Source organism: Simplicispira hankyongi, assembly GCF_003570885.1.
Taxonomy (GTDB): domain Bacteria; phylum Pseudomonadota; class Gammaproteobacteria; order Burkholderiales; family Burkholderiaceae_C; genus Simplicispira; species Simplicispira hankyongi.
This window is the reverse complement of record NZ_QXJC01000007.1, coordinates 69048-94394: the sequence shown is the minus strand read 5'-3', so window position 1 is coordinate 94394 and position 25347 is coordinate 69048. Positions and strand designations below refer to the sequence as shown.

The window sequence follows — 25347 nt, the reverse complement described above, 5'->3', positions numbered from 1 at the left end:
GACGTATTCCTTCCCGCCTACTCTTTCGGGGGACGCCACGGCGGCACTCGGATCGCTGGCTGTACCGTTCCGGCCTCATAGCCATGAAGCGGCTCTACCTCAGGCTGTTTCCATGTCATGTCGGCGATCAAGAAATCCAGCCATGCTGGCTCCAGATCCATCCCGTCGACTTTGGTGAGAGGCGCAGGCTGTTGGAGATGATCTCGCAAGGACGTGATGATCCGTTGCCGCACCGTATTGGAATCGCCAAAGAACTTGACGAAGTCGTCCAACTCAACGCCACCTGACTCAGGATTGATAGCGCCACGCTTCAAGGCATCCAGCAGGTTGGCAAAGGCGCTGCGGAATTCTTCAAGGCCATGTATTGACTCGCCAGGCTTCGGAAAACCCTTTGAAATCAGGATGCCGTGAAATGCACGCTGGCCAGCTTCACCCATGAACTGGTCTCGCAACGAAGCCACGAGCGCTCGCGCGTTATCTTCCTTGCGTATGACTTCCACGATGGGGAGATAGGCCACCATCGACACGGGTTCGGGCAACAACTGTGGACGCGGCTTGCCGCTGACCATGTGCACCGGATCCAAATCCACCACGACGAGGGCCTGGTCAGCCTCTGACAGCGCCCCCTTAACAGACGGCTGCAGAATGCCGTGATGCCAGCCTCGGTACGGTGTGAGTAGGCGCACAACGCCGGCGTGCTCATTCGGCTGCTTCTGGACCGAGTCGCAACCGATGAAACAACTCCCGCCGACGCTCAGTCCCTTGCTGACTGCATTGCAGAACACCGTCGCCGTTGCTGATGCTAGAACACTCGCTTGACCGGCATGCCAGTAGTCGTTGCTACGACTGGTGCAGGCCGGGACCACCAGTACCGATCGCCGCTCGCGCCTACTTTGAGTAACGGTCAGGCATTCCCCCAGCGCCTCGATATCACCCTCAACGGTCTGGGCGGCCTCTTCGGTGCTGGAGCCAAACTGGCGCAGCACCTTGACAAAGTCTTGAAGCAGTGGGCGACTGTTTGCTGGGCTGGTGAGCAAGAACAGTTCAGAGCAGATCAATTCCATGCAATGGCGGAGCTTCTGCGGGCCGTGGATGAGTGCATCCACCAGCGCTTTGGTCTGATCAAACGTCCTACCCCCCGCCAGAACGCTGCGTAGCTCGTCCAAGACCTTCTCTTCTTGGTACAGGGGTGCCAATCGGCCGGTCCCGGGCCGGAACAACTCGTGCGCCGCCACGGCGCGGTACTTCTTGTCGCGCTGGAACTGCATGACGCGAGCATCACCTTCCAAGCCGAACGCTTCGGCCTGGATCTTTTCCGGCTGCCACAGGAGCGTCAGCTTCTCTCTCAGATGCTGCGGGTGGTCGTGCGTCGCCTCGAACTGTCGGAAGGTACCGGCCAACACGGCCAGGCCAGGATGATGGAACAACTCCTCCTTCAACCACTCGACCGTGTCTGGTCGCACCGACACCTCGGGCAGAACAAGGAGGTTCACATTCAACTCTCGGCAGGCGCGCAAGGCCTGCTTCAGGAGCACACGGCGGCGATGTTCCGGCCACGAAATGACCTTCCGATCATCTGTCCAATGAAACTCTGCCCCGCGCTTGGCAACCCGGTTCACCTCCTTTAGATCGCCGGCGAGATGCGCTTGCAGCGCTCGATGTGCATCGGTACTCAACGGGAAGCCGGCAAGTCCTACCTCGGAGATTGGGTGGCTGTAGCTGTCGTCAACGCGCCATTGAAACAGCGCAATGCGCAGGTGAGCGCGTACCGCCGCATCTGCGTCTTCAGCGCTTTTGACAGTGCCAAAGCGCTTGCCCCATGAATCGTTCTGCCATTCATCCAGGCGCTCAACTGGCATCCGGCCGGACGGAAAAGCGGGCTGGAGCTTTAGAGGCGGGGACGGTTCACTAGCCGGCGGTGTTTCGGCAACGTCATCGGGCGCCGAAACGATGCCAGGTTCCTCACCAACGTGGTCTGCTTGCTGAGCCTGCGCTACTGCGGTCTGAACAGGAGATTGGCCGGGTGAGGCTGCACTGGCATCCAGCGCCGCGCGAAGCGCCAAAGACACCAGATCATCGCTGATGAACCAGCGCCCGAGCTTGTGGTCCAACGTATGAACCGCCAGCAGTTCGTTGTCCGACAGGCGCCGGGTTTCAGCCCAACATGTCAGTCTTTTCCGCTCAATCCTCCACTGCGGCAATGTATTGCCATACAAACTGGTGAACTGTGGCGTGCTCATCCGCCAGCTTTCGCCCTTTGTGTCGATGAAATCATCGGTGTGAAGTTGCCGGCCGAACTTCTGGCCCGCAACGAGGACCACTCGCATGCCACGCAAAGCATCGAGCGCGCACAAGGCCTGCGGCAAGGCGCTCATTGCCTCGTCACACTTATGCAGCGGCAAGCTCGGCAGAGCATCAAAGGGCCAGACTGCCTTCTCTTCGTCAGCGTCCCCTCGATCCGCCGGCGCGCTCTGCCACTGAGCAAGGATGTCGTACACCTGTATCAGCTGAGGCAGCTCAAGTGCCTGCGGAAAGCTTGAGTCCAGCAGACCCACAAGAGCGAGCATCCAATGCCAAGGGTTGGCCTTGCTGATTGCCGACCAATCGCCATCCAGCAACCGCTTTCGCATGACGCTGTAGTCGCCCTGCGGATCCAGGCGCTCCATGTTCGCCGCGGCCCACCGCGCGGGCATATTCAGCTGCTCGGGCATGCGCGCGGCGCCATAAGCTTGCGAATAGCCCCAGAGCGCTGCCACGCTACCCCTCAGACCGATACCAATCGCGGCGAGCACCAAAGCAACGCGCAAGGGCTCAGCGGCGATCTTTCCACTGCCCGGGACGGCCGGGTATAGAGCCTGATACAGCGAGAGCATCAGCCCCAGCTCTGGCCGCAAGGGTCCCTCCCGCTCCGGCGGAGGTCGCAGCGGTAGCCCCTGCAGAACCCAAAGGGGCAGTCTGTTCAACGCCTCCGGCACCGCCTGATGCAAAACATGGCGCATGGCATCGCTGCTGCCGTGCTCCAGGCGCAGAGCCATAGCACGGCTTTCAGCTTCGACCGTCAACAAATGACGCACCTGGGCTTCCAACGACTCGTGAGCCGGAAACCTCTCAAGAAGCGCTAGGGCCCGCTTTACCGTCCCAGGAAGGTCGTCCTCTGTTAGGCCTGCAGATTCAATCTGCGCCGATGACAAATAGCTACCCTGAAGTTTCCGCAGCTGCTGGCGCAGCAGGTAAGCCTCGAGTTCTTGTCTGGCCAGAGCTGCCGACACCTCTGAGCTGTCACCCTCTTCATCAGGTGCCTCAAGCTCGTCGAGTTGCTCGTCACGATCACCCGTCTCGCCAGCCATGTCGGCCGCCACACCCAACACATCGGCAACCGCCCACCCTACACGCCAAAGGTCAGCCCCGGCGAAAGGCACAGTGACCGACTGCACGCGATCATCACGGTCGTGGTACCAAGCATTGACCCCAAGTTGGTCCCGCTTGACGGGCTCGGCGAGTAGATAGAACTCCGTCTCATTGCCTGGGCTGCGGAACAACTGTGGCCTGAAAGGCACATAGGTCAAGCTACGGCCGCCATCGACTGCCATCTGATGCATAGCAAGCAGTCCGTAGTAGAGACAGGCCGCCCGATGTGTGATGGGGAGCCTCGCCTGGTCCGCGCCTACGGAATGGTCTAGATCCATCCAAAGCGTTGGGTCCTGACTCTTCTCCACGGCGAGGCGTAGGGCATTCGACTCCGGAACTCCTACAAACCGAAGCGCAGTCTCGTCGGCAAGGCAGGGCAGCTCAGTTCGCATGACCACGTGCGCAAACCGTCGGTCCGTTGAAGGCACGTGCTGCGCTTCGTCAGAGCCACGCTCTGTGTATCGATAGAGCCATCGTCCCTCAGTTCCGGCCTCGGCGTCGATCGCAAGGAGCGGCGGCTCGCCTTCACTGACAGCTGGAAGATGGGGCATCAACCGCTTGTCGGCGCCAACTTGCGAAAGCAGATGAGCGAACCAGGTCGCCAGCGTGGACAGCCTCCCCCTTGGCGGCGAACTGTTGAGAACAAAGTCGATCGCCAGACCCGCCGCCGTGACATCAGACTCATCAATTTTCTTGGTCAGCTCGCCAATGACCCTACGGGCTAGGTCCAATCCATCCCCAATTGACCTCGTCACCTGCCTTTCGACCAGTGCGTTCAGCGGATGATTAGTGCCCCGCTGTGCAATGTTCGGGCCGGCCAGGCACAGCCACTCAATGGCCGTCAACGGACCGCCTAACTGAGGCGGCAGAGCAAGCACTACTCCGGGGTCGCCCAGCAGCCGATGCGCCTTACGCGCTGCCAGCCAAGCGCGACGCCGCACGTGATCGAAGTTCTTGGCCGGCTTCACCTGATCGATGAACTCGGGCATGCAGACAAGGCGAGCCAGTCGGAGGCGCCTGCTCCGGTCCTCCTGCCTCTCGACCAGGAACTTACCGTTCTCCTGCCACGGATGGTTGTCGAGCAGCTTGTCCAAGCCCTCCACGGCAAATAGCAAGTCGTATCCACGCTGCTCGAACGCGCTGGCCCATGGATGACCGCTGCACACCTGTTTCCATAGCTGCCAGAAGCTCTCCCATAGAAGAGCCGGCGTCGTACCGTCCTGTGCGGGATCGATCGCTGCTGCGACCTGCCACCACAACCAACGTGCACAAAGACCGAGATCCCCTGCGCGCAGGTCAGGCGCTTCCAGGACCGCTTTCACCTGACCGACGATCTCGCTTGGCTGATGCATCAGCGCGACACGACGAAGCATCTGTAGCGCGCACTGCCGGTCGACATCGGGCAGTTCACCGCCCAAGCTGTAATCGGTCTCGCCATCGCCGACCAAAGGTGGTTCCCAGGCAGGGACGGACGGCGCTAGGCCACGCCCATCATTGAGCTGACGCATTACCTGCAGCGGAGAGCCGGCACGTACTCGCTCGCCCTTGTGGATGAGGTCGATGGAACGCTCTGCAGCCTTAGCTTGCAGCAGTTCCCGCAATTGCTTGAGCAGATCTTCACTGTCAGCGAACAACACGATGTCATCCACATAGCGGGCATAGCCAATGCGTGGCCGCAAGACACCGTCGGCGCCTCTTTCCGCTGTACGGTGAATGAAGGAGCGAGCCGTCTCGTCCACAGGGAACAGGGCAATGGTGCCGATATAGGCCGACAGCACTGGCCCCTGGGGAATGCCGATGAGCTCGCTGCTCTGCGCTGTTCTGCCATCCACGTCGGGGTCACGATACTGGTGGTGAAAGACGAGTCCGACCAGCAGGCGCTCTAGCTTCGCCTCTAGCTCAGCGTCCCAAGGTTCGACGCCAGACTGTGAAAGCCCGAAAACATCTACGAAGCCTTTCGGAACGCCGTGCACGGCCATCGCTTGGTTCAGCGGCCTCAAGAGCGCATCACGCAGCACAAAACGCTGGATCGAGTCGTAGTAGCGCTTGGCATCCAACCGCAGCACATGCACTCGGGGCCCGATCGCATGGCATTGCCTAGACAGCGTGGCCATGAACTCACGCCAGCACTGCCCGAAAGGACGGAACATGCCCTGGTCCGAAGGCGTCTGATCGCCTTCCAGAACGTCCATGTCGATCTGGTAGCCAAAGCTCAGTGTCTTCGGGAGGTTCAGTTCCTCATCGATCGCATTGAGCGGCGTACTCAACCCCGTCACCAGTACTTCCCGGCGCGAGGCATACCAACGCACAGCTGGTATATCGTCTGAGAATGCGCGCCCGGTCGCGCTTGGCCGGTCATGCCGCTGGCTCAGCAACTCGTTGAGAACCGTCTGCTGAACCAAAAGATCCGCAGGGTGCGGCATCACCTTGCGACGCGGGTCGTCCAACGCCTTCGGATCGGCAGTGAGCTTACGAGGCAAATGAACTGCGTCATAGGGTGCCGCTTGCTTCCATAGCTGGTCACCCTCCATCATGGCCCGCAAACGATGCAGCGCCATCTGATCGAAGAGCCGGGCGTTGCCGCCTAACGACTGCCACGTCTCTTCATCACAAGGCAGCTCTCCACGACGCGCGCCGTGATAGGCCAGACTACGCGCAAGCGCGACTCGCGGAAGGGTCTCCTCGAGGTACTGGCCTCGCGAAGGCAATGAGTTGCGAGCCACCTCGGACGTCGCCAGCTCAGCGTGCAGCCGACGCGCCCACTCCCATTGACTGTCCTGCAGACGATCAAACGCTGCTTCCGCGGGGCGGGGGCCGTATAGCCGCCGAAGGACCATGCCGACTCGAAACAAGGCGCGCTCACGCACCGTCTGCACCAGTTGGCTGAACCGCTCTGGCTGCAAGTCCGAAGCATCCTGGCCGCCAAGTGCTTGGGCCAACAGAACAGCTTCAGCAGGCAAGTCAAACGGTTGAAGCCAAGCCAGAACCTCTTGTGCTGTGGTTGCACCACGCAGGCAGGTGTCTGGGTCCTTGCCTAACGCGGGCACGCTTCGCCAGGGCATACCCACCCAGCGCAGGTTCACGCCGCGCAAGTCCAACAAGCGGCGAACGAGGCGCTCCGAGCCTGCGAAACCGGCCGGATCATTGTCCAGGAACACGCTGTAAGTCAGTTCGGCGTTTGAATCAGAGCTCTGCGCCAGAGCAGCCAACCGCTCCATAGGCTCAATGCCCAAGCTCGTCCCCATCAATGCCACGGCTGGCAGACCAAGGGTGTGCAGCCGCAGTGCATCCAGGAATCCCTCTACGAGGTAGAGCCTGGCTGGGGCGTTAACTTTCTGTGCCTGTCTTACTGCAGCGAAAGCAGCCGGCTCATTGAAAAGAACCTTGGCCTTCTCAAAACCCGCCGTGAGCAGGTACTTGGCGACGCCCTCCGGCGGAACAGTCTGCAGGGAACGCCCAGCAAAGCCCAGCCACTGCGGCTGCTTATGAGTCCCGCCTTTAATCGGGATGACGACGCGGCCATCATGAAAGCAGTCTTGGAACTGATCGTGCAGGTTCAGCTTCCACTGTTGTGGCGCCGAGCGCTGATAAAGCCGCTTGACTAGGCCGAGAGCCTGCAGGCCGTCCGTCAACTCAGTCCGTTCACCCACGCTCTTGGATTGCAGAGCCTCCACCAGGACGCCGCGTGTGATACAGCGCAGGCCAAGGCTGTACAAGGAGTCACGGTCGAATCCGCGCTCTTGGCACCAAACCTGGAAGCGAACATCGTCATGCTTTTCGTCGTAGATACGAAGAGCAAACTTCAGCGCCGCATCTCTACCTGCGGTTTCACTAGTACGCTGCTTGGACTGACGGGCCGGGGGTTTGATGCCGAACTGCTGAGCCAGCCATTGCACCGCTGGCAAGAAGTCCACCCCCTGAACTCTCTTGACCAAATCAATAGCATTGCCATGCGCACCACAGGCGTAGCAATGGTAGTGGGCAGTGGAAGTACCGTCAGCCGGATAGACGTTCAGCGAGGGCCTGGTGTCCTGGTGGAAAGGGCACAAGGCTTGGATTGAAGCGCCGCGACGTTCCGTCTTCAGCCCAAGGCGCTGCAACACATCTTCCAAAGGCACCTTGGCGAGCAAGTCGCCTATGTCGTAACGGCCGTCCATCGTCCCCCCCTCCCGCACTTTCATCTAGTTACGCATACGTTATCAGATCGATGGTCGACGCTCGTTGACGCTGGTACAGCGGACGTTATGGACCTCGGCCATCGCGTCGCCACCAGCAAGGGCCGCCGTAGACATGGCGTTGCCAGTTGGCCATTGCTTAGGCGCTGTCTTGCATTGTGGTGGCCTCGAACAGCGCTGCGGGCAAAAGCTTGCCGTGATGGTGACCCCAACCCTGCATTCAATTGAGCCAGTGCCAACTACGCTAGGTGGTCCGTTCAACTTGATCCTTGAATGGCAGCATACAGGCAACGAGTTCAGCGGTGCGAAGGACGGCAATCGCTGCAAGACTGCCTTTGACCGGTTCGAACCGACCTGCCACAGCTCGCAAATGGGGACTGGCTCTCGCGGGAGGGCTACCGCGCCAACTGCTTGCTGCTAAAAACTAAGCGGGTTTGGCTGACAAAGCCACAAAGCAGCTGTGCAACTTTTCCCTTAGTTCCTGTTGGACGTCGGGGTTTGACAAGCCAGATGTTCCATCGCATGCAACGAGGTTTCGGCGACAGGAGTCAGGCCAACCTTCCAGGTCGTCATCGAGAGCTATCCACTGCCGGGGCTTTCGGCGCAGCGTGTCTTCCTGAACTTGCACGCCCCGGGGGGTGGTGCGGAACATGGACACGTTCCAAGGGTCCACACCATGTACGCGTCCGTGGTACGTCCCACCAATGAACCGGGCACGCAGGGAGGTTGGAAGCCGTTTTAGGGTTGCGCTGTATCCGGGACGGATGCACCAGGTGCTACTCAGTACCAAGGCGGCTGTTGGGTAGGGTTCAAGCACAGACTCCAAGATATGAACCCATTCGAAAAGAGAATGCCCAGCCGCCTCGTATGGGCTCATGTAGATACCCCTGCGGGGATGCCAAAGTACTTTTTCGTGGTGGACAACACCGTCAAGGTCCAAGTACAGAACGACGTCCGCACTGCGCGGAGTGGATGCTGGAAGATATGGGGAATTTTGGCCGGAGGGCATTGCCGTAGGGATTCTGTTTGGCGCCAGTTGGTCTGCGGGGAAGACGATATAGCTGAGGTGACTCAAGAACTTGCAACTCACCGCCAAAACCTACGAAAACGCACCAGATTGAGCGCGGAGGAGCAAGCTACTCAGCATTTCCACAGCATTGGGCTCCAAGAGCACATCAAGAGGCCTCCGATTCCCCAATGCAGGGACTTCCTCCATAAGCCAGTGGTCAAGCCATGAACGCACGTCAAAACCGCTTGGGTCCCCGGCCTCGTTGACCATTTTCCCTACGATCACGGTGAGAGTATTGATGTCGTCTTCAAGAGCCATGGCGTAGTCCGTGGAATGGCTGTAGATTAGCCTGCAGCGATGACGGTGCATACCCTAGGTTTAAGCTTCAAATTTTGGCCTTTGTAGAAGACTGGTCAGATTGGCAGTTGCAATTGGTCACGTAGCGAGCAAATCTGGTCAAGGTGCTGAAAACGCTGTACGCGTTGGCAAACCAGCACCCTGACCACCATTACGTCGCCAGCATCCGCTTCGCGGCGTGCAGCTTCCGCATGGATTCTCCCTTGAGCTGGAGCCGATGGGCTTGATGAACAACCCTGTCGAGAATCGCGTCGGCAATTGTCGGATCAGGAAATAGCCCATGCCATTGATCTGTCGGGTACTGGCTCGTAATCAAGATCGAACCGGACCGCATGCGCCTGTCTACAACGTCCAACAGCACGTGAGCAGCTTGTGCATTCAGGTTGCCGATGCCAAAGTCATCCAAGATGAGCAACTGCGGCTTGATCAGCGCCGCCTTCAACTTTGGCAAGGAGCCATCGAGCATCGCAGAGCCAATATCTGCGTACAGATCAGAGGCTCGGTAAAACACCACGGAGAGCTTGAGCCTGCAGGCCTGGGTTCCGAAAGCACATGCCAGCCATGTTTTTCCGACTCCCGTCGCGCCCAAGATGATGAGGTTCTGGCGACGATTAATCCACTCACAAGTTGATAGCGATGAAACGAGGGAGCGATCAAGCTGCCGACTAGCACGCGAGTCCAGGTCTTCGAGATTTGCTGGCTCAGGAAGTGCTGCGCCTTTAATCAGCCGCTTCAACTTTTTGTTTTCGCGCTCTGACCATTCCCTTTCAACCAGCATGCCGAGCCTGTCTTCAAAGCTGAACTGCTGTAAAGATGGCGTATCCAGCTGAGTGCTCAAAGCGTCAGCCATGGCTCCCATGCGCAACTCCCGCAGACGTGTGATGGTCTGATGAATTCCACTCATGGATTGCCCCCGTAGTAGGAAGGCCCGCGCAGATTTTCATGTTGTGCGGCAGGTGGCATTAGTGGTGGTGCCTGCCTATCCGGTTGATTGCGAAATATTGACTGAATGCTACGCAGCGCGGTGATGTTCAACGGCAATGAGTATGCGCAAACCTCTTCAAGTCGAGACTCCCCATGCAGTCGCGCCAACTCGCGGAGTCGCTTGGCCGCGCGAATGCCATTCACCATGTCAGAGCGGTCTTGCAAATGGTGGCTCAGCATGGCATGCGTATTCGCACCAACGGTCTTTGCCCATTCCAGGAGTGCTTTAGGCTCAGCGTCCAGCACGCGTTGGTGTGCTATCGGGCGATGTTCCTGCAAGGTGACCATCGCGACGGAAGTCAGTTCCAATGCATGAAATGCCACCCGCTTACCCGACTCAAAAATTTCGAGCGTCTTTTCTGTGAATCTGGTATCGACCTTCTTCCCAATCAGATGGTACGGGACAGAGTAAAAGACCCCCTCATGTTCGACGTGGTAGTCGGCGTTGATGCGAATAGCGCGTTTCCATTGGCATGGTTCAAATGCCGCATTCGGCAGGGGCTTCAATGCCGCCTCCTCAACCTCCTTGAATCGCTGAATGCGGCTGCCTGTCATTTTTTTGAATGGATGTGCGTTCATGTCGGCAGTGAGTCGCCGTAGCTCTTGATTGAGCTCTTCGTAGCTGAAAAACACGCGGTCTCTCAGACGGAACAGCACCCAACGTTGTGCAATCTGAACGCCTACCTCGACCTTCCCTTTGTCCTGGGGTTTCCGAACTCTGGTGGGAAGCACCGCTGTGTCGTAGTGAGCAAGGCATTCCCGATATGCCGGGTTTAAATCAATCCGATCACGGGTTCGCCGGAGCACTGCGGACTTCAGGTTGTCACACACAATCCAATGAGGGACTCCGCCCAACGCAGCGAAGCAATTGACATGGCACTGCTGCCAGTGCTCAACCTTTTGGCTCGGGACCGCCTCCAAATAGGTGAGATTTGAGTAGCCGAGGACGGCAACGAAAATCTGTGCAAATGAGGACGGCCCTCCAAGAGGGTCTCGAACTTCTACTGTTCTGCCCGCGAAGTCCACGAAAAGTTTGTCGCCTGGTGCGTGGTGCTGCCGCATCACTATGTGTAGTGATTTCCTCCAACGCCGATAGTGTTCTGTGAAAGCGCTATAGCCGACCCCTTCGGGGCACCCCTCGCGCCACTCGCACCAGATGACTTCCAGCGTCCCGTCCTCGCGCTGCATTTGTTCGTGTACCCAGTTCCAATCGGGAGTGATCTTTTTCTGAGCCACCGATTTGTCATGGTTGTTAAGTATCGATCTCCACTGATGATCATCGAGCAAGGACAGCTCGGGCCAGAGTCGGCCACTCTCCACCAAGACCTGCCTGAGAGCTTTGACGCTGTTGTGCGAAACGCCAACCATCCTGCCGATTGCTCGGCTGGATTGGCGGTTGTCGTAAAAATGAAGGCGAGCGATCTCTCGCTGCAAATGAATTGAAAGCCTCAAGGGCATGCTCCTGGATGTACTGCGCGATAAGACGCGCATGGGACGGGGTCACCCAATCACGCCCTGCTGTTGACGAGCAAGCGTGTCTGTCCGATACTCCAGCACACAAGTACCTACTTGACTGGCTAACGGCTAGTTGCAAAAGCCTGAGGTTGCCGCCTCAGGCTTTTGTCTTTTTGGATGACGGGAATTGGGGTACGGGTTCTTGAATTCGGGCTGAACTCTCCTCTATCTATCTACTTTTGGGCTCAACAGGACCTTCTGAACGCATGCTGCGTCTGGGTCTTGACGGCTAGGCGCCAGAACTGTGTGGCCGATTCATTGCGTGTGCAGTTCAAGCCCCATCTCACTGCGATACGCGGGAATCCCTGTTGCTAAGTCATCGTTTGACCCTGAACGATGAGATCTGTTTGGTGCAGTGTTTTGAGACGACACATCGCGATGCTTCCATAGCCATTGGGCGATGTCCGTCGCTGCTGCAAATCTGCCCCTGCGGCCTGCCAACTCGAACGTGTGCACAGGCAATCTATTGCGTTGATGCGCTTTCCTAAAAGCATCTTGTGAACGGTAACCCAACGCTCTCGAAAGAGTGTTGCCGCCCACAGTCGCCCCAAGGGCTGCAATGAGTCTGAGTTCAAACGCTTCGTACTCGGTGACACGAACGGTTGAGAGGCGAGGGATCGTCGGCTGTGTAGTCATAGTCGGGATCAAAGCAGACCAGTTGGGACTAGGCGGGATCTTAGGCAGCGGACTCCATGAAAGCAAAGTGGATCGGTTGCATGAAAACCGATACCCCTTTCTGCGTTGGCGACCAAGCGGGACAATGCGAGGTCACTACCCCAAAGTTGACGTGGCCTATGACGGTACAAGCACCGACTGACGAACGGAAAACCCGCTTTAAAGAATTAAAACGCGTCAGAGGTGCCGTTTGTTTTGGTGCTCTGGCTGCTCATTTCGGGGCTGAGTCATCGAAAAAACTGGAGTGGCGAGTCGATAGGCGTTTGCCGTACGGGGAAGATGTGGATTCCTCACCTTCCAACAAATACCTGCGCTGGCGGCAAGGGACACTTCCACATGATGATTCGTTGACCCACGTGGAGGCGCGAACTGCTGGGTCGGTTCGCTTAGGGTATTGGCGTGATTTGCCCTTGTGGCAAATCATGTCCCCCGACCTCCCTCCAATCTCAGGTCTGCACCAAGTTATTGAGCAGATGCCGAGGAATATTCGCAAGATCCTCCTCCACGATACGGACCCAGCTCGCGAAGGTCGCTTTCATCACACGATTCCTGGCAGATCGCAGATCCTGGCCGTGCGAAACCAGCGTTCCCTAGACGCGTTCATGACGCTGGTGTGCCTTGCGCGCAAAGGTGAAGTGCTGGAGAACGATCCTCTCCACTTCTTGCCTGCAGCATGTGCATATGAGATTTTTCCCAGAATTTTGTACTCTCATAAGCCGCTCCGGTACCGATGGGAAGGGCTTTTTGAATGTCTTCGCAAGGTACTCTGGTGTCGCGTTTACTCCAACGGGGCCTCTTTCCATTTTCCTATCGAGATGATTCACCGAAGTCTTGCCGCACTTGATGCTGACCCTGAGGCCACCTTGCCGAATTTGACCGGTTTGCGAGTTTCGACGAGTTCGTAGTGTTGTTTACAAAGATCTCTTCTATTCCTGTTAATCAGCACTTCCAAGATATGCCGAGAAGAAAAGACAGCCGCAGCAGTACAAGGCAGAACCGGGAGTTTTCGGGAGTGATCAGGCCGAATGGTCGAATCTGGGCATCAGCCAAGCAGTTCTACAGGGCAGCAGAGCAGATTTGGACAACCGAGGGCGTCGATCTGAACGCATTCGTATTCCCACTGATCGTCAACTATGCGCTCTGTGCTGAGCTCAGCTTAAAGGCAGCAGAGGGAGGCGCGGTTGGCGGCGGCGTGACCTCGGATGGTCTTGTGAAGGCCGCGAAGATCATGTCCACGGCACATGGGCACAACTTGTCGTATGTGTTTGCGTCTCTTGAACTGCCTACTCAGGCTGCTATTGAGTCTGAGTTTCTGGAGGCGTCAGGAGAACAGCTGGCACCGCTTCTTGCCGAGTGCTCGGACTACTTCATTCAAGCCCGCTATGCCTACGAGCAGATCGGCGGCAGCTACGACTTGACAGGAATCCGCACGCTCGCCAAGGGCTTGCTTGATGCCGTGAAAGCCTACGGTACCAAGAATCCCTGAGCGAAGCGCTCATCAATATTGGCGCGTCGGTTCGCCCCGGAGTCAGGCTAACCGCCGCCCCAGCTCTCCCCAAACACCTGCGCCTGCCGCAGCACCAAGTCCACCGCCTCTTCCTGCAAGTCTGGCGGGTACTTGTACTTGCGCAAGACCCGCTTGACCATCAGTCGCAGCTTGGCCCTGACGCTCTCACGCTCTGACCAATCCACCGTCAGGTTCTGGCGCAGGTTCTCGGTCAGCTCATGGGCAATCTTCTTGAGGGTTTCGTCGGTAAGTTCTTTGACCGCTGATTCATTGGTGGCCAGTGCGTCGTAAAACCGCACTTCGTCTTCGGTAAGGCCGAGCAGCTCGCCCCGGCTGGCGGCCTCTCGGAACTTCTTGGCCATCTCCACCAGCTCTTCCATCACCTGGGCGGTTTCAATCGAGCGGTTCTGGTAGCGCTTGATCACGTTGCCCAGCAAGTCGGAGAACTTCTTTTCCTGCACCACGTTGCTGCCAAACCGGCTCTTGATTTCGCCTTCGAGCAGCCGTTCGAGCAGTTCGACGGCCAGGTTCTTCTCGGGCAGGTTCTTCACCTGGGCCAGGAATTCATCGTCCAGCAGGCCGATGTTGGGCTTTTCGAGGCCCACGGCATCAAAGATGTCCACCACCTGATCGGACACCACAGCATTGCTGATGATCTGCCGGATGGCTTCGTCGCGCTGTTCGTCGGTGCGCTTCTTGGCGGTGATGTCCCGTTTGGTCAGGATGACCTTCACAGCCTGCATGAAGGCAACTTCTTCGCGCACAGCCTTGGCTTCGTCCAGGGTGCAGCACAACGAGAAGGCTTGGGTCAGTGCCAGGGTGGTGTCGGCAAATCGGCGTTTGCCGTCCTTGCCGCCTTCTTCGCGCAGGCCAAGGATGTGGTTGGCTGCTCGTGCCAGGGTTTGGTGTCCCCCGGTCAGGAAGTCGCTGTAATCGCAGCCATGCAGCATGGATTGCAGGACGTCGAGCTTTTCCATGAGGACGCTGTACGCCTCGCGGGCATCCACGGTGGGGGTACCCCGGCCTTTGCTGGCGGTGTACTCCTTCATGGCGGCTTTGAGTTCGTTGCCGATCCCGATGTAGTCCACCACCAGACCGCCTTGCTTGCCTTTGAAGACCCGGTTCACACGGGCAATGGCCTGCATGAGGTTGTGGCCCTTCATGGGCTTGTCCACGTACAGGGTGTGCACGCAAGGTGCATCAAAGCCGGTGAGCCACATGTCGCGCACGATGACCAGGCGCAGAGGGTCGGCCGGGTCTTTGAAGCGCTTTTCCAGGCGCTTCTTGACCTTGCCGTCATAGATGTGGGGGCGCAGCAGGGCTTTGTCGCTGGCTGAGCCGGTCATCACGATCTTGATTGCGCCTTTCTCGGGGTCTGGGTCGTGCCAGTCAGGGCGCAGCTTGATGATCTCGTCGTACAGGTGAACGCAGATTTCACGGCTCATGGCCACCACCATGGCCTTGCCCGATTGGGCTGCGCTGCGCTCTTCAAAGTGGGCGATCAGGTCGGCGGCCACGCTGGCCACACGGGGTTCTGCGCCGACGATCTTTTCCAGGGCGGCCCAGCGGCTTTTGAGCTTGGCCTGTTGGCTTTCTTCTTCGTCCTCAGCCAGCTCGTCCACTTCATCGTCAATGCTGGGCAGGTCTTCGTCTTTGAGTCGCAGCTTGGCCAGGCGCGACTCGTAGTAGATGGCCACAGTGGCACCATCTTCCTTGGCCTGCTGCATGTCGTAGACGTGGATGTACTCGCCAAACACCGCACGGGTGTCGTGGTCGGTGCTACTGACTGGGGTGCCGGTGAAGCCCACAAAGGTGGCGTTGGGCAGGGCATCGCGCAGGTGCTGTGCGTAGCCCGCCTGGTACTTCTCTTCGCCGGGCTTGCCTTTGAGGGTGGCCTTGAAACCGTATTGGGTGCGGTGTGCTTCGTCCGCGATCACCACGATATTGCTGCGCTCGGACAGCACCGGGAAGATGTCTTCATCCTCCCCTGGCATGAACTTCTGGATGGTGGCGAAGATGATGCCGCCCGAGGGGCGGTTGCCCAGCTTGGCGCGTAGGTCTGGACGGGTCAGAGCCTGGGTGGGCTGCTCGCGCAGCAGGTCTTGGGCCAGGCTGAACACGCCAAACAACTGCCCATCGAGGTCGTTGCGGTCGGTAATGACCACGATAGTGGGGTTCTCCATCGCGGCTTCTTGCATCACACGGGCGGCAAAGCAGGTCATGGTGATGCTCTTGCCGCTGCCTTGGGTGTGCCACACCACGCCACCTTTGCGGGAGGCACCGGGGCGAGATGCCGCCACTACTTCTTCGATGGCCGCACGCACCGCGTGGAACTGGTGATAGCCCGCGATCTTCTTGACCAATTGGCCGTCATCCTCGAACAGTACGAAGTAACGGATGTAGTCCAGCAGGTACTTCGGGGCCAGCACGCCACGCACCAGGGTTTGCAGTTCTTGAAACTGCCCCAGTGGGTCGAGGTTCACTCCATCAATCGTGCGCCAAGCCATAAAGCGCTCGGCATTGGCAGACAGCGACCCCATCAAGGCATCGGTGCCGTCCGAGATCACCAGCACCTCGTTGTACTGGAACACATCTGGGATCTGCTCCTTGTACGTCTCGATCTGGTCGAACGCCTTCCAGATGTTGGCGTTCTCGTCGGCAGGGTTCTTGAGTTCCAGCAGCACCAGCGGCAGACCGTTGACGAACAGGATGATGTCGGGGCGGCGGGTTTTGTGGGGGCCTTTGATGGTGAACTGGTTGATGGCCCACCACTCATTCTTCTCAGGGTGTGCCCAGTCGATCAGGCGCACGAAGTCGCCTCGTGTCTCGCCGTCCTTTTGATACTGGACGGGAACACCGCCCACCAGCAGTTTGTGGAAGGCGCGGTTGGCCGACAGCAGGGATGGGATGCCCAGATCCGTGACTTGCTTGATGGCGTCTTCACGGGCAGCGACCGGAATGCCTGGATTCAGGCGGTTGATGGCTTCGCGCAGCCGGAAGGGCAGAACAACTTGGCGGTAGTCGGCACGCTCAGGCGAAGACCCATCGAAAGCAATGTCGGGGCCGTAGCGGTGGGTGTAGCCCACGTCTTGCAGCCAGGCCAGGGTTTCTTGTTCGAGTTGGTCTTCGGTCATGACTTCAAGCTCTTGCTGATTTGCTCCAATGACTTGCTCATTTGAGTCAGCACGTCTGGAACGTGAGTCATGGCGTTGTGGGCCTTCAACAGCTCAGTTTCGTCTGCAAGCGCCCATTGATAGAAGGAAGTGTCGATAAAGAACGGCAGCCGACAGGTATCGCCTTTGACATCTTGATAGACAACCTGTCCCCGCAGCTCACGCGGGTTAGCCTTGATCCTGTCGGCAACCCAGTGATGCACACCAAGCATGGTGGCTTGCTCTTCCCCAGGCATGAGGACAGCGATTGCCTGCGTCTCGTCCCCTGCGAATTGCAGTGGCTGCGCCTCGCTGTTTGGCCCTTGCCTAAGCGATGGAGGTCCGTCAGTCCATTCAAGATAAACGCGATGCGCTGCTGAGCCGCCCGCATTCTTGATCTTGATGAGGGACAGCCCATAACGGCTCTTGATATCGATGTACGGATAGGGATACGGTCGCTGCGACTCTTCCACGATGGCGACCGAACGGAAGGCGACAAGTGCGGAAATAGAGGCGGCCGAAACAGCGCCTGCGCCGGTGAACACGTTTGCGATATCAGGCTTTGGTTCAAGGTAGAACTGGTAGCCAAAGTACGCCATCGTGCAAAGCGACAGCAAGGCCAGCACGAGAGCCAAGCCGTTGCCAGCTGACGCCAGTGTCCAAGACTTCATAGGGTTGCTTCCAGGTAGTCGGTTTCTAAACTGCCAAGCAGCTTGATCTCCGACTTCGGATCAGTTGCTGCGATCATGGTGAAGGAGGCTCTTCGGGATGAATCCAGCACCCTGGACTCTCAGCGTCAAAGAACAACACCTCTTTCACGCCAACAGCTGCAAGGGCGTCTTCCGCCTGCTGCGCGCTTGCTTGGGAGCCACCGTACACAGATACCGCGACTCGCCGCAGAGATGAACCTGTACATCGCAACTGCCCAAGGATGTGTGCATCCTGCTCAGATATCGCCCAACCGTAGATCACCAGAGATTCACCAGCGTTAGGCAGCGCCTCACGAAAGACTCGGCTCAAATAGTTGGAGTTAGCAATCGACTTTTTCTTCTGCTCCGCAGTACCTTCGCTGACAAACAAAGGCGACGCAGACCCCGTCTCCCACAGTTCGAGGATTCGATCCAGCAGTGTCGCGCCCCCTCCCAGCGGGAGCGTTAATTTGCCCTCGGTGTAGTCGTCCCGTCTAGCTGTAAGAAGGCTGCCGTGGGGATAGAAGACCAAAGTAGTACCGTCTGCACCGTACGGCTTCCGCAAAGTTTCCCAGTCCTCCCGGAACACGCCACCTTCTTGGAAGCCATCCTTGAACCACCGTCTCAACTTACCCTGACTGGCCATCATTGCCCAGTAAACCAGCAGGTCGTAGTTCAAACTGAACACCGTGTCGAAGGTCTTCATGAACTGAAACATGGGTGCGAAGTGCCTCTTCGCGTCATCGTGCGAAATGTGGATATCGCGCACGGTTGAAATGAGAGCACTTCTTACCAACTGGTAGGCCTTCTCGATCTGCCCAGGTTCGATACCAAGAGCTTTGTTGACCAAGGTTGCTTCCCACAGCCGACGTAGCACCAGCTCAAAGTCATCCTTGCCAAAGGCTCTGAAAACGCCGGCGACCTCGGGAGTAATGTGCCCTTGGTCTTCCGCAGCTTGTCGAAGCGATGGGTAACCAAAGCCTTTGTGCACGGCCAAGCTTGCGCCATTCCCCAGGAGAAGCGCACCACCTTGGAACCGATCCTTGATGTCCGACCATTGGTGAATGTCAGGCATTGATGGCTCCTACGTTTTCATCTAGGCGCAGCTGGCCGGAGATCAGGCGAGGGAGCAGGGTGTCGCGGAGGGTGGAGAGGGTTTGAGCTTGCAGGGCGTTCGAAACGATGCGATCAATGAGCGGACTGAGAATGCCGTTAGCACTGTCCAACACTGCATCTGAGCCCACGACTACCTTAGCGGCTGACAAGTGACTTCGTTGAATGTGACCCATGGTGGTCGCTTTGCTGGCTGCGATCTGGCGGAAGTTATCGAGGTGATGTCGTGTCCACAAGTAATAGAACCACTTGGGATATTGCGAAGACGTGACCTTGAATAGATGCTGATTCAGCGCCCCCTCTCCACCACACCAGATCTCAACTTCAAGGCTGCCCGACCACGAAAACAAAACATCACCGTTTTGCACAACATAGTCGGGCTTGATGGCGCGCGAAGCCAAGTCCGCCCCCACCGCGTCACCTTTTCTCAACTGAGCAATCTTGATGACAGGGAGGTCGTCTGAGCCAGTTGGCGGAAATTTTTGCAATGCCAGCCCGTTGAGGTAATTGGCGACGGAGTCGAGTGGCCTGACCTGCCACCCCCTCGGCACCTCCCCCAACTCCGACGTTTCAAACCCATCGGGAAACAGCGCTGCGGTGGCCTCGTCCATGCCTTCGGGCGTGCGGCCTTCCATCTTGGCGCGCACGGGGTCGAAATCGACAAACCAGGACTTGAACAGGGCCTGAGCGATGGCTTCGAGGGTGGCGTTGGTTTCGCGCAGGAGGGTGATGCGGTCGTCCAAGATGCGAAGCATTTTCCCTATAGACTTTTGCTCGTCCAGCGCCGGGAAAGGTAGGACGAGTTGCTTTATTTGTGCCCCACTTAGGTTCTGCTGAGCAGCTCCGGTAGCAAGGCCTTGCAACTGCTCGCGATGTGCAAGCAACTGGTAGTAGAGGTAATCGCGATCAGTATCAGCGCTCGGAATGAGCGCGCAGCAGGCCTGATTACACGCCATAGGTTTGCCCAGCACCCCAAGCATCCCAACGGTAGCGCCGTACATTGCCAGCAGAATTGTTCCAGCGGGCAGTAGCTTTGCGGAGGACGAAGCAAGCGCACGTTCGGTAATCAGTTCCTCAGTTGCGAAAATGACTCCATCATTCAGTTCCTTCGTTTTTACCCAAGGAACGCTGCCCCCCTCATAGAACGATGGCTCACGTCGGCTAGGTGTTCCGCCGCTGGTGATTCGTTCACATGCCTCGCCAATGGTGCGACACTCCCACGAATCGGGCGCGGCATGCGCTGCATCAAGCTTCATACCCCAGCCCCCCTAGCTTCGCCCGAATCACCGCATCCAGCTCTGCGCCCTTGGCCATTTGCTCGCCCAGCTTCTCGGTGAGCTTCTGCATCTTGTCGGCAAAGGCTTCGTCGTCGTCTTCCACGTCTTCCGCACCCACGTAGCGGCCAGGGGTGAGCACATGGCCGTGCTGGGCAATCTCGGCCAGGGGCACGCTGCGGCAAAAGCCTTTTACGTCTTCATAGCTGCCTGCGCCCGGCTCGCCGCGCCAGGCGGCCACCACGGCTTCGATACGGGCGATGGTCTCGTCGGTCAGCTCGGCCTGCACGCGGCTGATCATGCGGCCCTGCTTGCGGGCGTCGATGAACAGCACTTCGCCTTTGCGCTGCTTTTTCTGCTTGGCCAGGAACCACAGGCAAGCGGGGATTTGGGTGTTGAAGAACAACTGGCCAGGCAGAGCCACCATGACTTCGACCACATCGGCATCGACCATGGCGGCGCGGATCACGCCTTCGTTGTTCTGGCTGCTGCTCATGCTGCCGTTGGCCAGCACAATGCCGGCGCGGCCCGTGGGCTTCAGGTGGTGCAGCATGTGCTGCAGCCAGGCGTAGTTGGCGTTGCCGTGGGGTGGGTCGCCAAACTCCCAGCGCGGGTCTCCTTCCAGGCTGCCGTGCCACCAGTCAGAGATATTGAAGGGTGGGTTGGCCAGGATGTAGTCGGCCCGCAGGTCGGGGTGCTGGTTGCGGGTGAAGGTGTCGGCAGGCTCGCGGCCCAGGTTGTAGTCGATGCCGCGAATGGCCAGGTTCATGGCGGCCAGGCGCCAGGTGGTGGGGTTGGCTTCTTGGCCGTAGATGCTCACATCGCCCAGCTTGCCGCCGTGGGTTTCGATGAACTTCTCCGACTGCACAAACATGCCGCCCGAGCCGCAGCACGGGTCATACACCTTGCCTTCGTGGGGGCTGAGGATAGCCACCAGGGTTTTGACGATGCTGGCAGGCGTGTAGAACTGCCCGCCCCGCTTGCCCTCGGCACTGGCGAACATGCCCAGAAAGTATTCGTACACCTGGCCCAGCACATCGCGGGCCACGGCAGGGTCGTCGCCAAAGCCGATGGTGGATACCAAATCGACTAATTCGCCCAGCTTGCCATCGGGCAACTGCGCACGGGCGTAGCGCTTGTCGAGGATGCCTTTGAGTTTGGGGTTCTCGGCCTCGATCAGAGTGAGGGCGTCGTCAATGCGCTTGCCAATATCTGGTTGCTTGGCGGCGTTGCGCAGTGCCTCCCACCGCGCGCCTTCGGGCACCCAGAAGACGTTGACCTCTTTGTAGTAGTCACGGTCTTCCAGTTCGGCTTCGATGTCGGCAGGATCAGCATCGCCGTAGAAGTATTCGTCGTCGGGGTTGGTGAGACGGGCTGTCAGCTCAGCACGGCGAGCGGCGAAGGTGTCAGAGATGTATTTGACGAAGATGAGGCCGAGCACCAGGTGCTTGTATTCGGCGGCGTCCATGTTGGCGCGCAGCTTGTCGGCGGTGGCCCAGAGAGTTTTTTTGATGTCGTCGAGCATGGAGACGGAGAGAGTTTGGCTGCACAACCCGACCCAAAGGAGTGGGTCGGGCGCAAAGAAATCACTCGTCCCATCTTACCGTCACGATCACAGATGGATACAGTTACCGGCGCTCATTCAACGCGTGTGACGGCACATGGCTTCGATGTGAATGGCGACTTACCCGACACATGCTTTCCGGCGATAGCGTTTCACCCGTGTTCTCCGCCGTTGTTCATATTCGACCCGCGCATGATCGAAGGACGTTGCCCCCGGGGGCATGCTTTCGCAGAGGTCACACCGGGGGCTTGCTTCGTAACGAGCCCAGATTCCTGACGATGAGGAAATTTCTTAGAATGAGACTTGCAATGAGACTAGTTGGTCGTGGTCTTATTGGTCTCATTGGGCGGAAATCGGGAATATGCCTTCCCGAAAACAACTCCGACCCAAAGCTGACTTTGGTCGCGCGCTTCAAGTATTGCGCGCTGCACGGGGTGTGACCCAGGAAGACATGCTTTTTGCGACGAGCCGACGACACATCAGCCGCGTTGAACAAGGCCACCAACTGCCAAGCATCCGAACCATAGAAGGGTTGGCTGAGAGCCTGCAGATCCATCCAATGACACTGATTGCGGCCGCGTATTGCCAAGGTCTGGAGCCGGCATCCTTCGACGAAATCATCAAGACCATGACAGCTGACCTCCAAGCTTTGACTTTGGGTTAGGCGGTGCACGGAGGCAGGACGGGCTCTGAGTTGCTCTGAGCAAGTAGGCGCAGGCTCTCCATCAACTCCGAGCCGATAGTGCCGTCCTCACGATGAAGCATCCGGCTCACGATCTCTCTGTCAACAGTAACGCTGAGAAGGGTCATGGCCTCATGCAAGGTACCCATCTCGACATTCAGTCCCTTGCCCTGCCGCTTTACGCCAGCTTTCGAGAGCAGTAATAGACTGATCGGTAGTGCCGCGCTGCCGGGCCCCCGATTGGTATCCCAACCCTTGCCTGCAAGCAAATCGCGAAGTTGATCTGAGATCAGCAAGAGACGCTGATCATCTAGGGCATCAGGCAAGACTGACTTCCACCCTCGCGAGTTGATGAGACCTGCCAGCTCAGGCTCTCCAAAAGTTCCGAGAGTAGTTTTTTCCACACGCAGCATGATCGTTGGTCGAGAAATTATGAGACTATTTGGTCCCATTTGGAACCGAGAAGCGAGAAGCGAGAAGATAACCGGGCTTCAGAGTGCTATCTCGCTCGTGGCGGCGTCACTTGCGAATTGAATGCTTTAGGTTGTCTCGTCATACAACTTTGGCAACTTTTGAGTTGCTCACCACGAACCCGTGAAAATTGAAGAGCCGTCTGGATTTCACCCGCCTAGCAGAACTTGATCGGCAGTTTTGCGAGTTTGCAAAGCTGCATCGCGATGCCACACCAAGATGCGGATGGGTGAAGACCGTCCGCCTTGCCCTGGGTATGAGCTCGACAGCTCTTGCGGCAAGAACAGGCATGACAGCCCAAGGTGTGCGCCAGTTAGAACACGCAGAAGAAAACGGAAGCATTTCTTTGAAGACGCTGGCCAAGCTTGCTGATGGCTTGGACTGCGAGGTGCACTACATACTCCTCCCAAGAAGCAGTTTGCTAGACCTGGTTCTCAAGCAGTCAAAGGAAATCCACGGCAGCCAGTTGCCAACGTCCCTCAATGGCACAACCGAGAAGATCCTGGATTCGGAGGCTCTCAGTGCGCTCTCAGCGCTGCTTGCCAATGTGAACAAGCGTGGGTTCTGGTTGTAGGCTTCTGTCTAGACCGAAGTTCATTTACAGCGCAGACATCTCTCAAGCTCCCTCGCAGGCCCGCTGGATGGAGTGGACCAAGGGACCCGCTGCGTCTTCAAGTCAATGCGGCAAGCAAGTTATCCACAATCGTTGTGGCCGCGAATGGTTATCCACAGTGAGTTCCTGAAAATCCACTAAAAAAGACGCGACCATCGGTCAAGACCAGCAGTCATGCTGTGTGCGGTACTGGACTGCTTGGTCGAAAGAGCTGGATTACGCAGCCTATGCGGCAGGAAACGCATCGGCGCGGGCAGTGACAGGCTTCCGCTGTTTCTGAGCTGCCTACGCGGCAGGAAACAATGCCAGTTTTTCTGCTTCTTGAGGGTTGTTTTTCTGAGCTGCCTACGCGGCAGGAAACGCGCAGCGGCTCCCAGCCGCGCCCGCCTTGCTTTTCTGAGCTGCCTACGCGGCAGGAAACACTACAGCACGGCAGAGAAGGCCAAGCTCGCGTTTCTGAGCTGCCTACGCGGCAGGAAACGGAATCTGCCAGCGACGCACTGGATTTCTTCATTTCTGAGCTGCCTACGCGGCAGGAAACAAGTTGAGAAAAGGTGCCGGGTCTTGCCCGTATTTCTGAGCTGCCTACGCGGCAGGAAACGCCGAATCCAATGCCAAAACAGAGGGGATGAATTTCTGAGCTGCCTACGCGGCAGGAAACTGGCAAACGCCATCAAACCAGGCGCAGTGTTCTTTCTGAGCTGCCTACGCGGCAGGAAACGGGAGATCCTGGATGCACATCGCCAGCCTTTCTTTCTGAGCTGCCTACGCGGCAGGAAACAGTACGCGCAGGACTTCCAGAATATTTCCTCTTTTCTGAGCTGCCTACGCGGCAGGAAACTCTCGCCATCAGCACGGGCGACCCGCTGTACTTTTCTGAGCTGCCTACGCGGCAGGAAACGGTGGCGTGACCCACGGGCACGGGGAAAATGGTTTCTGAGCTGCCTACGCGGCAGGAAACGCGCGTGGTGTATTGCGGCGTCTGGCGCTCCTTTTCTGAGCTGCCTACGCGGCAGGAAACGGGGTCATGCTCGCCCAGGCGCGTGGCTGTATTTTCTGAGCTGCCTACGCGGCAGGAAACTCTTTGAGGGGGTTGGCAAGGGCGAGCATGGCTTTCTGAGCTGCCTACGCGGCAGGAAACGCGTGACGCGGTGGCTGACGACCTGATCGCAGATTTCTGAGCTGCCTACGCGGCAGGAAACGCTGCGGCTGATCTGGCTGCTGCTGCGGAAGCTTTCTGAGCTGCCTACGCGGCAGGAAACCGAATCAAGTGCTGCCAGGTGTCGCCCGAGCTTTTCTGAGCTGCCTACGCGGCAGGAAACGGAATCTGCCAGCCACCCACTGGATTTCTTCATTTCTGAGCTGCCTACGCGGCAGGAAACATCAGAGGACGTTTCCCGATGGCCATTTTGATTTTCTGAGCTGCCTACGCGGCAGGAAACCTTCCAAGACCTTTTGAGCGCCACGACCACTGTTTCTGAGCTGCCTACGCAGCAGGAAACTCGACGGTTTCGTCCGTCAGGCGGACCTCGGCTTTCTGAGCTGCCTACGCGGCAGGAAACATGCCTGGGCGGCTGCGAAGCTCACTGCTTGATTTCTGAGCTGCCTACGCGGCAGGAAACGCTGCCGGCTGCTCCTTCGAGCTTGCCCTTGATTTCTGAGCTGCCTACGCGGCAGGAAACATTGCACGCGATGCCGAAGGCAAGGCTGCAGTTTTCTGAGCTGCCTACGCGGCAGGAAACAACGCGTCAACACCTCCACAGACTACGACTCCTTTCTGAGCTGCCTACGCGGCAGGAAACTTGGCGTGAGCGCCGCGCCAGGGTGGGCTACTTTTCTGAGCTGCCTACGCGGCAGGAAACACCGCATTGGCCAGCACCAGGGTGGACTTGCCTTTCTGAGCTGCCTACGCGGCAGGAAACTTGGACTGCCGAACCGTGACTCACGGCGATTCTTTCTGAGCTGCCTACGCGGCAGGAAACCGAAACCATGCTGGCTCGGTTCGAGTGCCAACTTTCTGAGCTGCCTACGCGGCAGGAAACAGCTAGACATAGCTTCCAAGGTGTTGCACTGATTTCTGAGCTGCCTACGCGGCAGGAAACTCGGGTATTACGCTCACGGCGCCTACCACTTGTTTCTGAGCTGCCTACGCGGCAGGA

General features: G+C 58.1%; 15 protein-coding genes and 1 CRISPR repeat array (1 of these 16 cut by a window edge). Of the genes, 4 read left to right on the top strand and 11 right to left on the bottom strand.

Annotation, left to right across the window (positions count from 1 at the left end):
• Positions 1 to 17: 17 nt before the first annotated feature.
• The 5 genes from D3F03_RS14090 to istA form a co-directional block, all read right to left on the bottom strand.
• Positions 18 to 7565: a CHC2 zinc finger domain-containing protein gene (locus D3F03_RS14090; protein ID WP_158606166.1), complete on the bottom strand. Its 7548-nt coding sequence runs from the start codon at positions 7563 to 7565 to the stop codon at positions 18 to 20.
• A 442-nt stretch (positions 7566 to 8007) separates the two neighbouring features.
• Entirely contained in the window at positions 8008 to 8592 is a 585-nt protein-coding gene (locus D3F03_RS14085; protein WP_119110156.1) for an HAD domain-containing protein, read from the bottom strand.
• A gap of 90 nt (positions 8593 to 8682) precedes the next feature.
• Complete coding sequence (locus tag D3F03_RS14080; RefSeq protein WP_119110155.1) at positions 8683 to 8910, bottom strand: antitoxin Xre/MbcA/ParS toxin-binding domain-containing protein; 228 nt, start codon at positions 8908 to 8910, stop codon at positions 8683 to 8685.
• Between the two features lie 190 nt (positions 8911 to 9100).
• Entirely contained in the window at positions 9101 to 9853 is a 753-nt protein-coding gene (gene istB, locus D3F03_RS14075; protein WP_119110063.1) for an IS21-like element helper ATPase IstB, read from the bottom strand.
• Positions 9850 to 11385 (bottom strand): IS21 family transposase, encoded by a 1536-nt coding sequence (gene istA / locus D3F03_RS14070; protein WP_119110154.1) that lies wholly within the window; start codon positions 11383 to 11385, stop codon positions 9850 to 9852. Before istA ends, istB begins: the two co-directional genes overlap by 4 nt.
• Positions 11386 to 12164: 779 nt before the next feature.
• Here istA and D3F03_RS17175 point away from each other — a divergent pair.
• Positions 12165 to 13028: a hypothetical protein gene (locus D3F03_RS17175; RefSeq protein ID WP_147414727.1), complete on the top strand. Its 864-nt coding sequence runs from the start codon at positions 12165 to 12167 to the stop codon at positions 13026 to 13028.
• Complete coding sequence (locus D3F03_RS17450) at positions 13028 to 13609, top strand: hypothetical protein (protein ID WP_245960630.1); 582 nt, start codon at positions 13028 to 13030, stop codon at positions 13607 to 13609. The genes D3F03_RS17175 and D3F03_RS17450 overlap by 1 nt, the downstream gene beginning before the upstream one ends.
• A gap of 47 nt (positions 13610 to 13656) precedes the next feature.
• On the opposite strand, the gene D3F03_RS14060 is transcribed toward D3F03_RS17450, so the two are convergent.
• The 5 genes from D3F03_RS14060 to D3F03_RS14040 form a co-directional block, all read right to left on the bottom strand.
• Positions 13657 to 16764 carry a type I restriction endonuclease subunit R gene (locus D3F03_RS14060; protein ID WP_119110062.1) on the bottom strand — a complete coding sequence of 1036 codons (3108 nt, stop codon included), beginning with the start codon at positions 16762 to 16764 and terminating at the stop codon, positions 13657 to 13659.
• Positions 16761 to 17453 (bottom strand): COG1361 family protein, encoded by a 693-nt coding sequence (locus tag D3F03_RS14055; RefSeq protein ID WP_119110061.1) that lies wholly within the window; start codon positions 17451 to 17453, stop codon positions 16761 to 16763. Before D3F03_RS14055 ends, D3F03_RS14060 begins: the two co-directional genes overlap by 4 nt.
• A 73-nt stretch (positions 17454 to 17526) precedes the next feature.
• Positions 17527 to 18546 carry a DUF4917 family protein gene (locus D3F03_RS14050; RefSeq protein WP_119110060.1) on the bottom strand — a complete coding sequence of 340 codons (1020 nt, stop codon included), beginning with the start codon at positions 18544 to 18546 and terminating at the stop codon, positions 17527 to 17529.
• Positions 18539 to 19840: a restriction endonuclease subunit S gene (locus D3F03_RS14045; RefSeq protein WP_119110059.1), complete on the bottom strand. Its 1302-nt coding sequence runs from the start codon at positions 19838 to 19840 to the stop codon at positions 18539 to 18541. Before D3F03_RS14045 ends, D3F03_RS14050 begins: the two co-directional genes overlap by 8 nt.
• Positions 19830 to 21383, bottom strand: coding sequence for a class I SAM-dependent DNA methyltransferase (locus D3F03_RS14040; RefSeq protein WP_119110058.1), 1554 nt, complete (start codon positions 21381 to 21383; stop codon positions 19830 to 19832). Before D3F03_RS14040 ends, D3F03_RS14045 begins: the two co-directional genes overlap by 11 nt.
• 400 nt (positions 21384 to 21783) lie before the next feature.
• On the opposite strand from D3F03_RS14040, the gene D3F03_RS14035 reads away from it, so the two are divergent.
• Positions 21784 to 22086 (top strand): helix-turn-helix domain-containing protein, encoded by a 303-nt coding sequence (locus D3F03_RS14035; protein ID WP_119110057.1) that lies wholly within the window; start codon positions 21784 to 21786, stop codon positions 22084 to 22086.
• Here the strand turns inward: D3F03_RS14035 and D3F03_RS14030 are convergent.
• The gene (locus tag D3F03_RS14030) at positions 22083 to 22430 is read right to left on the bottom strand and encodes a hypothetical protein (RefSeq protein WP_245960629.1); all 348 of its coding nucleotides are present in this window, start codon (positions 22428 to 22430) and stop codon (positions 22083 to 22085) included. The genes D3F03_RS14035 and D3F03_RS14030 overlap by 4 nt on opposite strands.
• Before the next feature lie 275 nt (positions 22431 to 22705).
• Between D3F03_RS14030 and D3F03_RS14025 the strand changes: the two genes are divergently transcribed.
• On the top strand, positions 22706 to 23149 hold the full coding sequence (locus D3F03_RS14025; RefSeq protein ID WP_119110055.1) for a helix-turn-helix domain-containing protein: 444 nt from the start codon (positions 22706 to 22708) through the stop codon (positions 23147 to 23149).
• 312 nt (positions 23150 to 23461) lie between these two features.
• A CRISPR array of direct repeats spans positions 23462 to 25347; the repeat unit is 28 nt; unit sequence TTTCTGAGCTGCCTACGCGGCAGGAAAC; it runs 3 nt beyond the window's last position.

Bases quoted from the DNA above. Each gene is read 5' to 3' on its own strand.
- D3F03_RS14090 (WP_158606166.1), bottom strand. From the start codon at position 7,565: ATGGACGGCCGTTACGACATAGGCGACTTGCTCGCCAAGGTGCCTTTG.
- D3F03_RS14085 (WP_119110156.1), bottom strand. From the start codon at position 8,592: ATGCCCTCCGGCCAAAATTCCCCATATCTTCCAGCATCCACTCCGCGC.
- D3F03_RS14080 (WP_119110155.1), bottom strand. From the start codon at position 8,910: ATGGCTCTTGAAGACGACATCAATACTCTCACCGTGATCGTAGGGAAA.
- istB (WP_119110063.1), bottom strand. From the start codon at position 9,853: ATGAGTGGAATTCATCAGACCATCACACGTCTGCGGGAGTTGCGCATG.
- D3F03_RS17175 (WP_147414727.1), top strand. From the start codon at position 12,165: ATGAAAACCGATACCCCTTTCTGCGTTGGCGACCAAGCGGGACAATGC.
- D3F03_RS14060 (WP_119110062.1), bottom strand. From the start codon at position 16,764: ATGACCGAAGACCAACTCGAACAAGAAACCCTGGCCTGGCTGCAAGAC.
- D3F03_RS14055 (WP_119110061.1), bottom strand. From the start codon at position 17,453: ATGAAGTCTTGGACACTGGCGTCAGCTGGCAACGGCTTGGCTCTCGTG.
- D3F03_RS14050 (WP_119110060.1), bottom strand. From the start codon at position 18,546: ATGCCTGACATTCACCAATGGTCGGACATCAAGGATCGGTTCCAAGGT.
- D3F03_RS14045 (WP_119110059.1), bottom strand. From the start codon at position 19,840: ATGAAGCTTGATGCAGCGCATGCCGCGCCCGATTCGTGGGAGTGTCGC.
- D3F03_RS14040 (WP_119110058.1), bottom strand. From the start codon at position 21,383: ATGCTCGACGACATCAAAAAAACTCTCTGGGCCACCGCCGACAAGCTG.
- D3F03_RS14035 (WP_119110057.1), top strand. From the start codon at position 21,784: ATGCCTTCCCGAAAACAACTCCGACCCAAAGCTGACTTTGGTCGCGCG.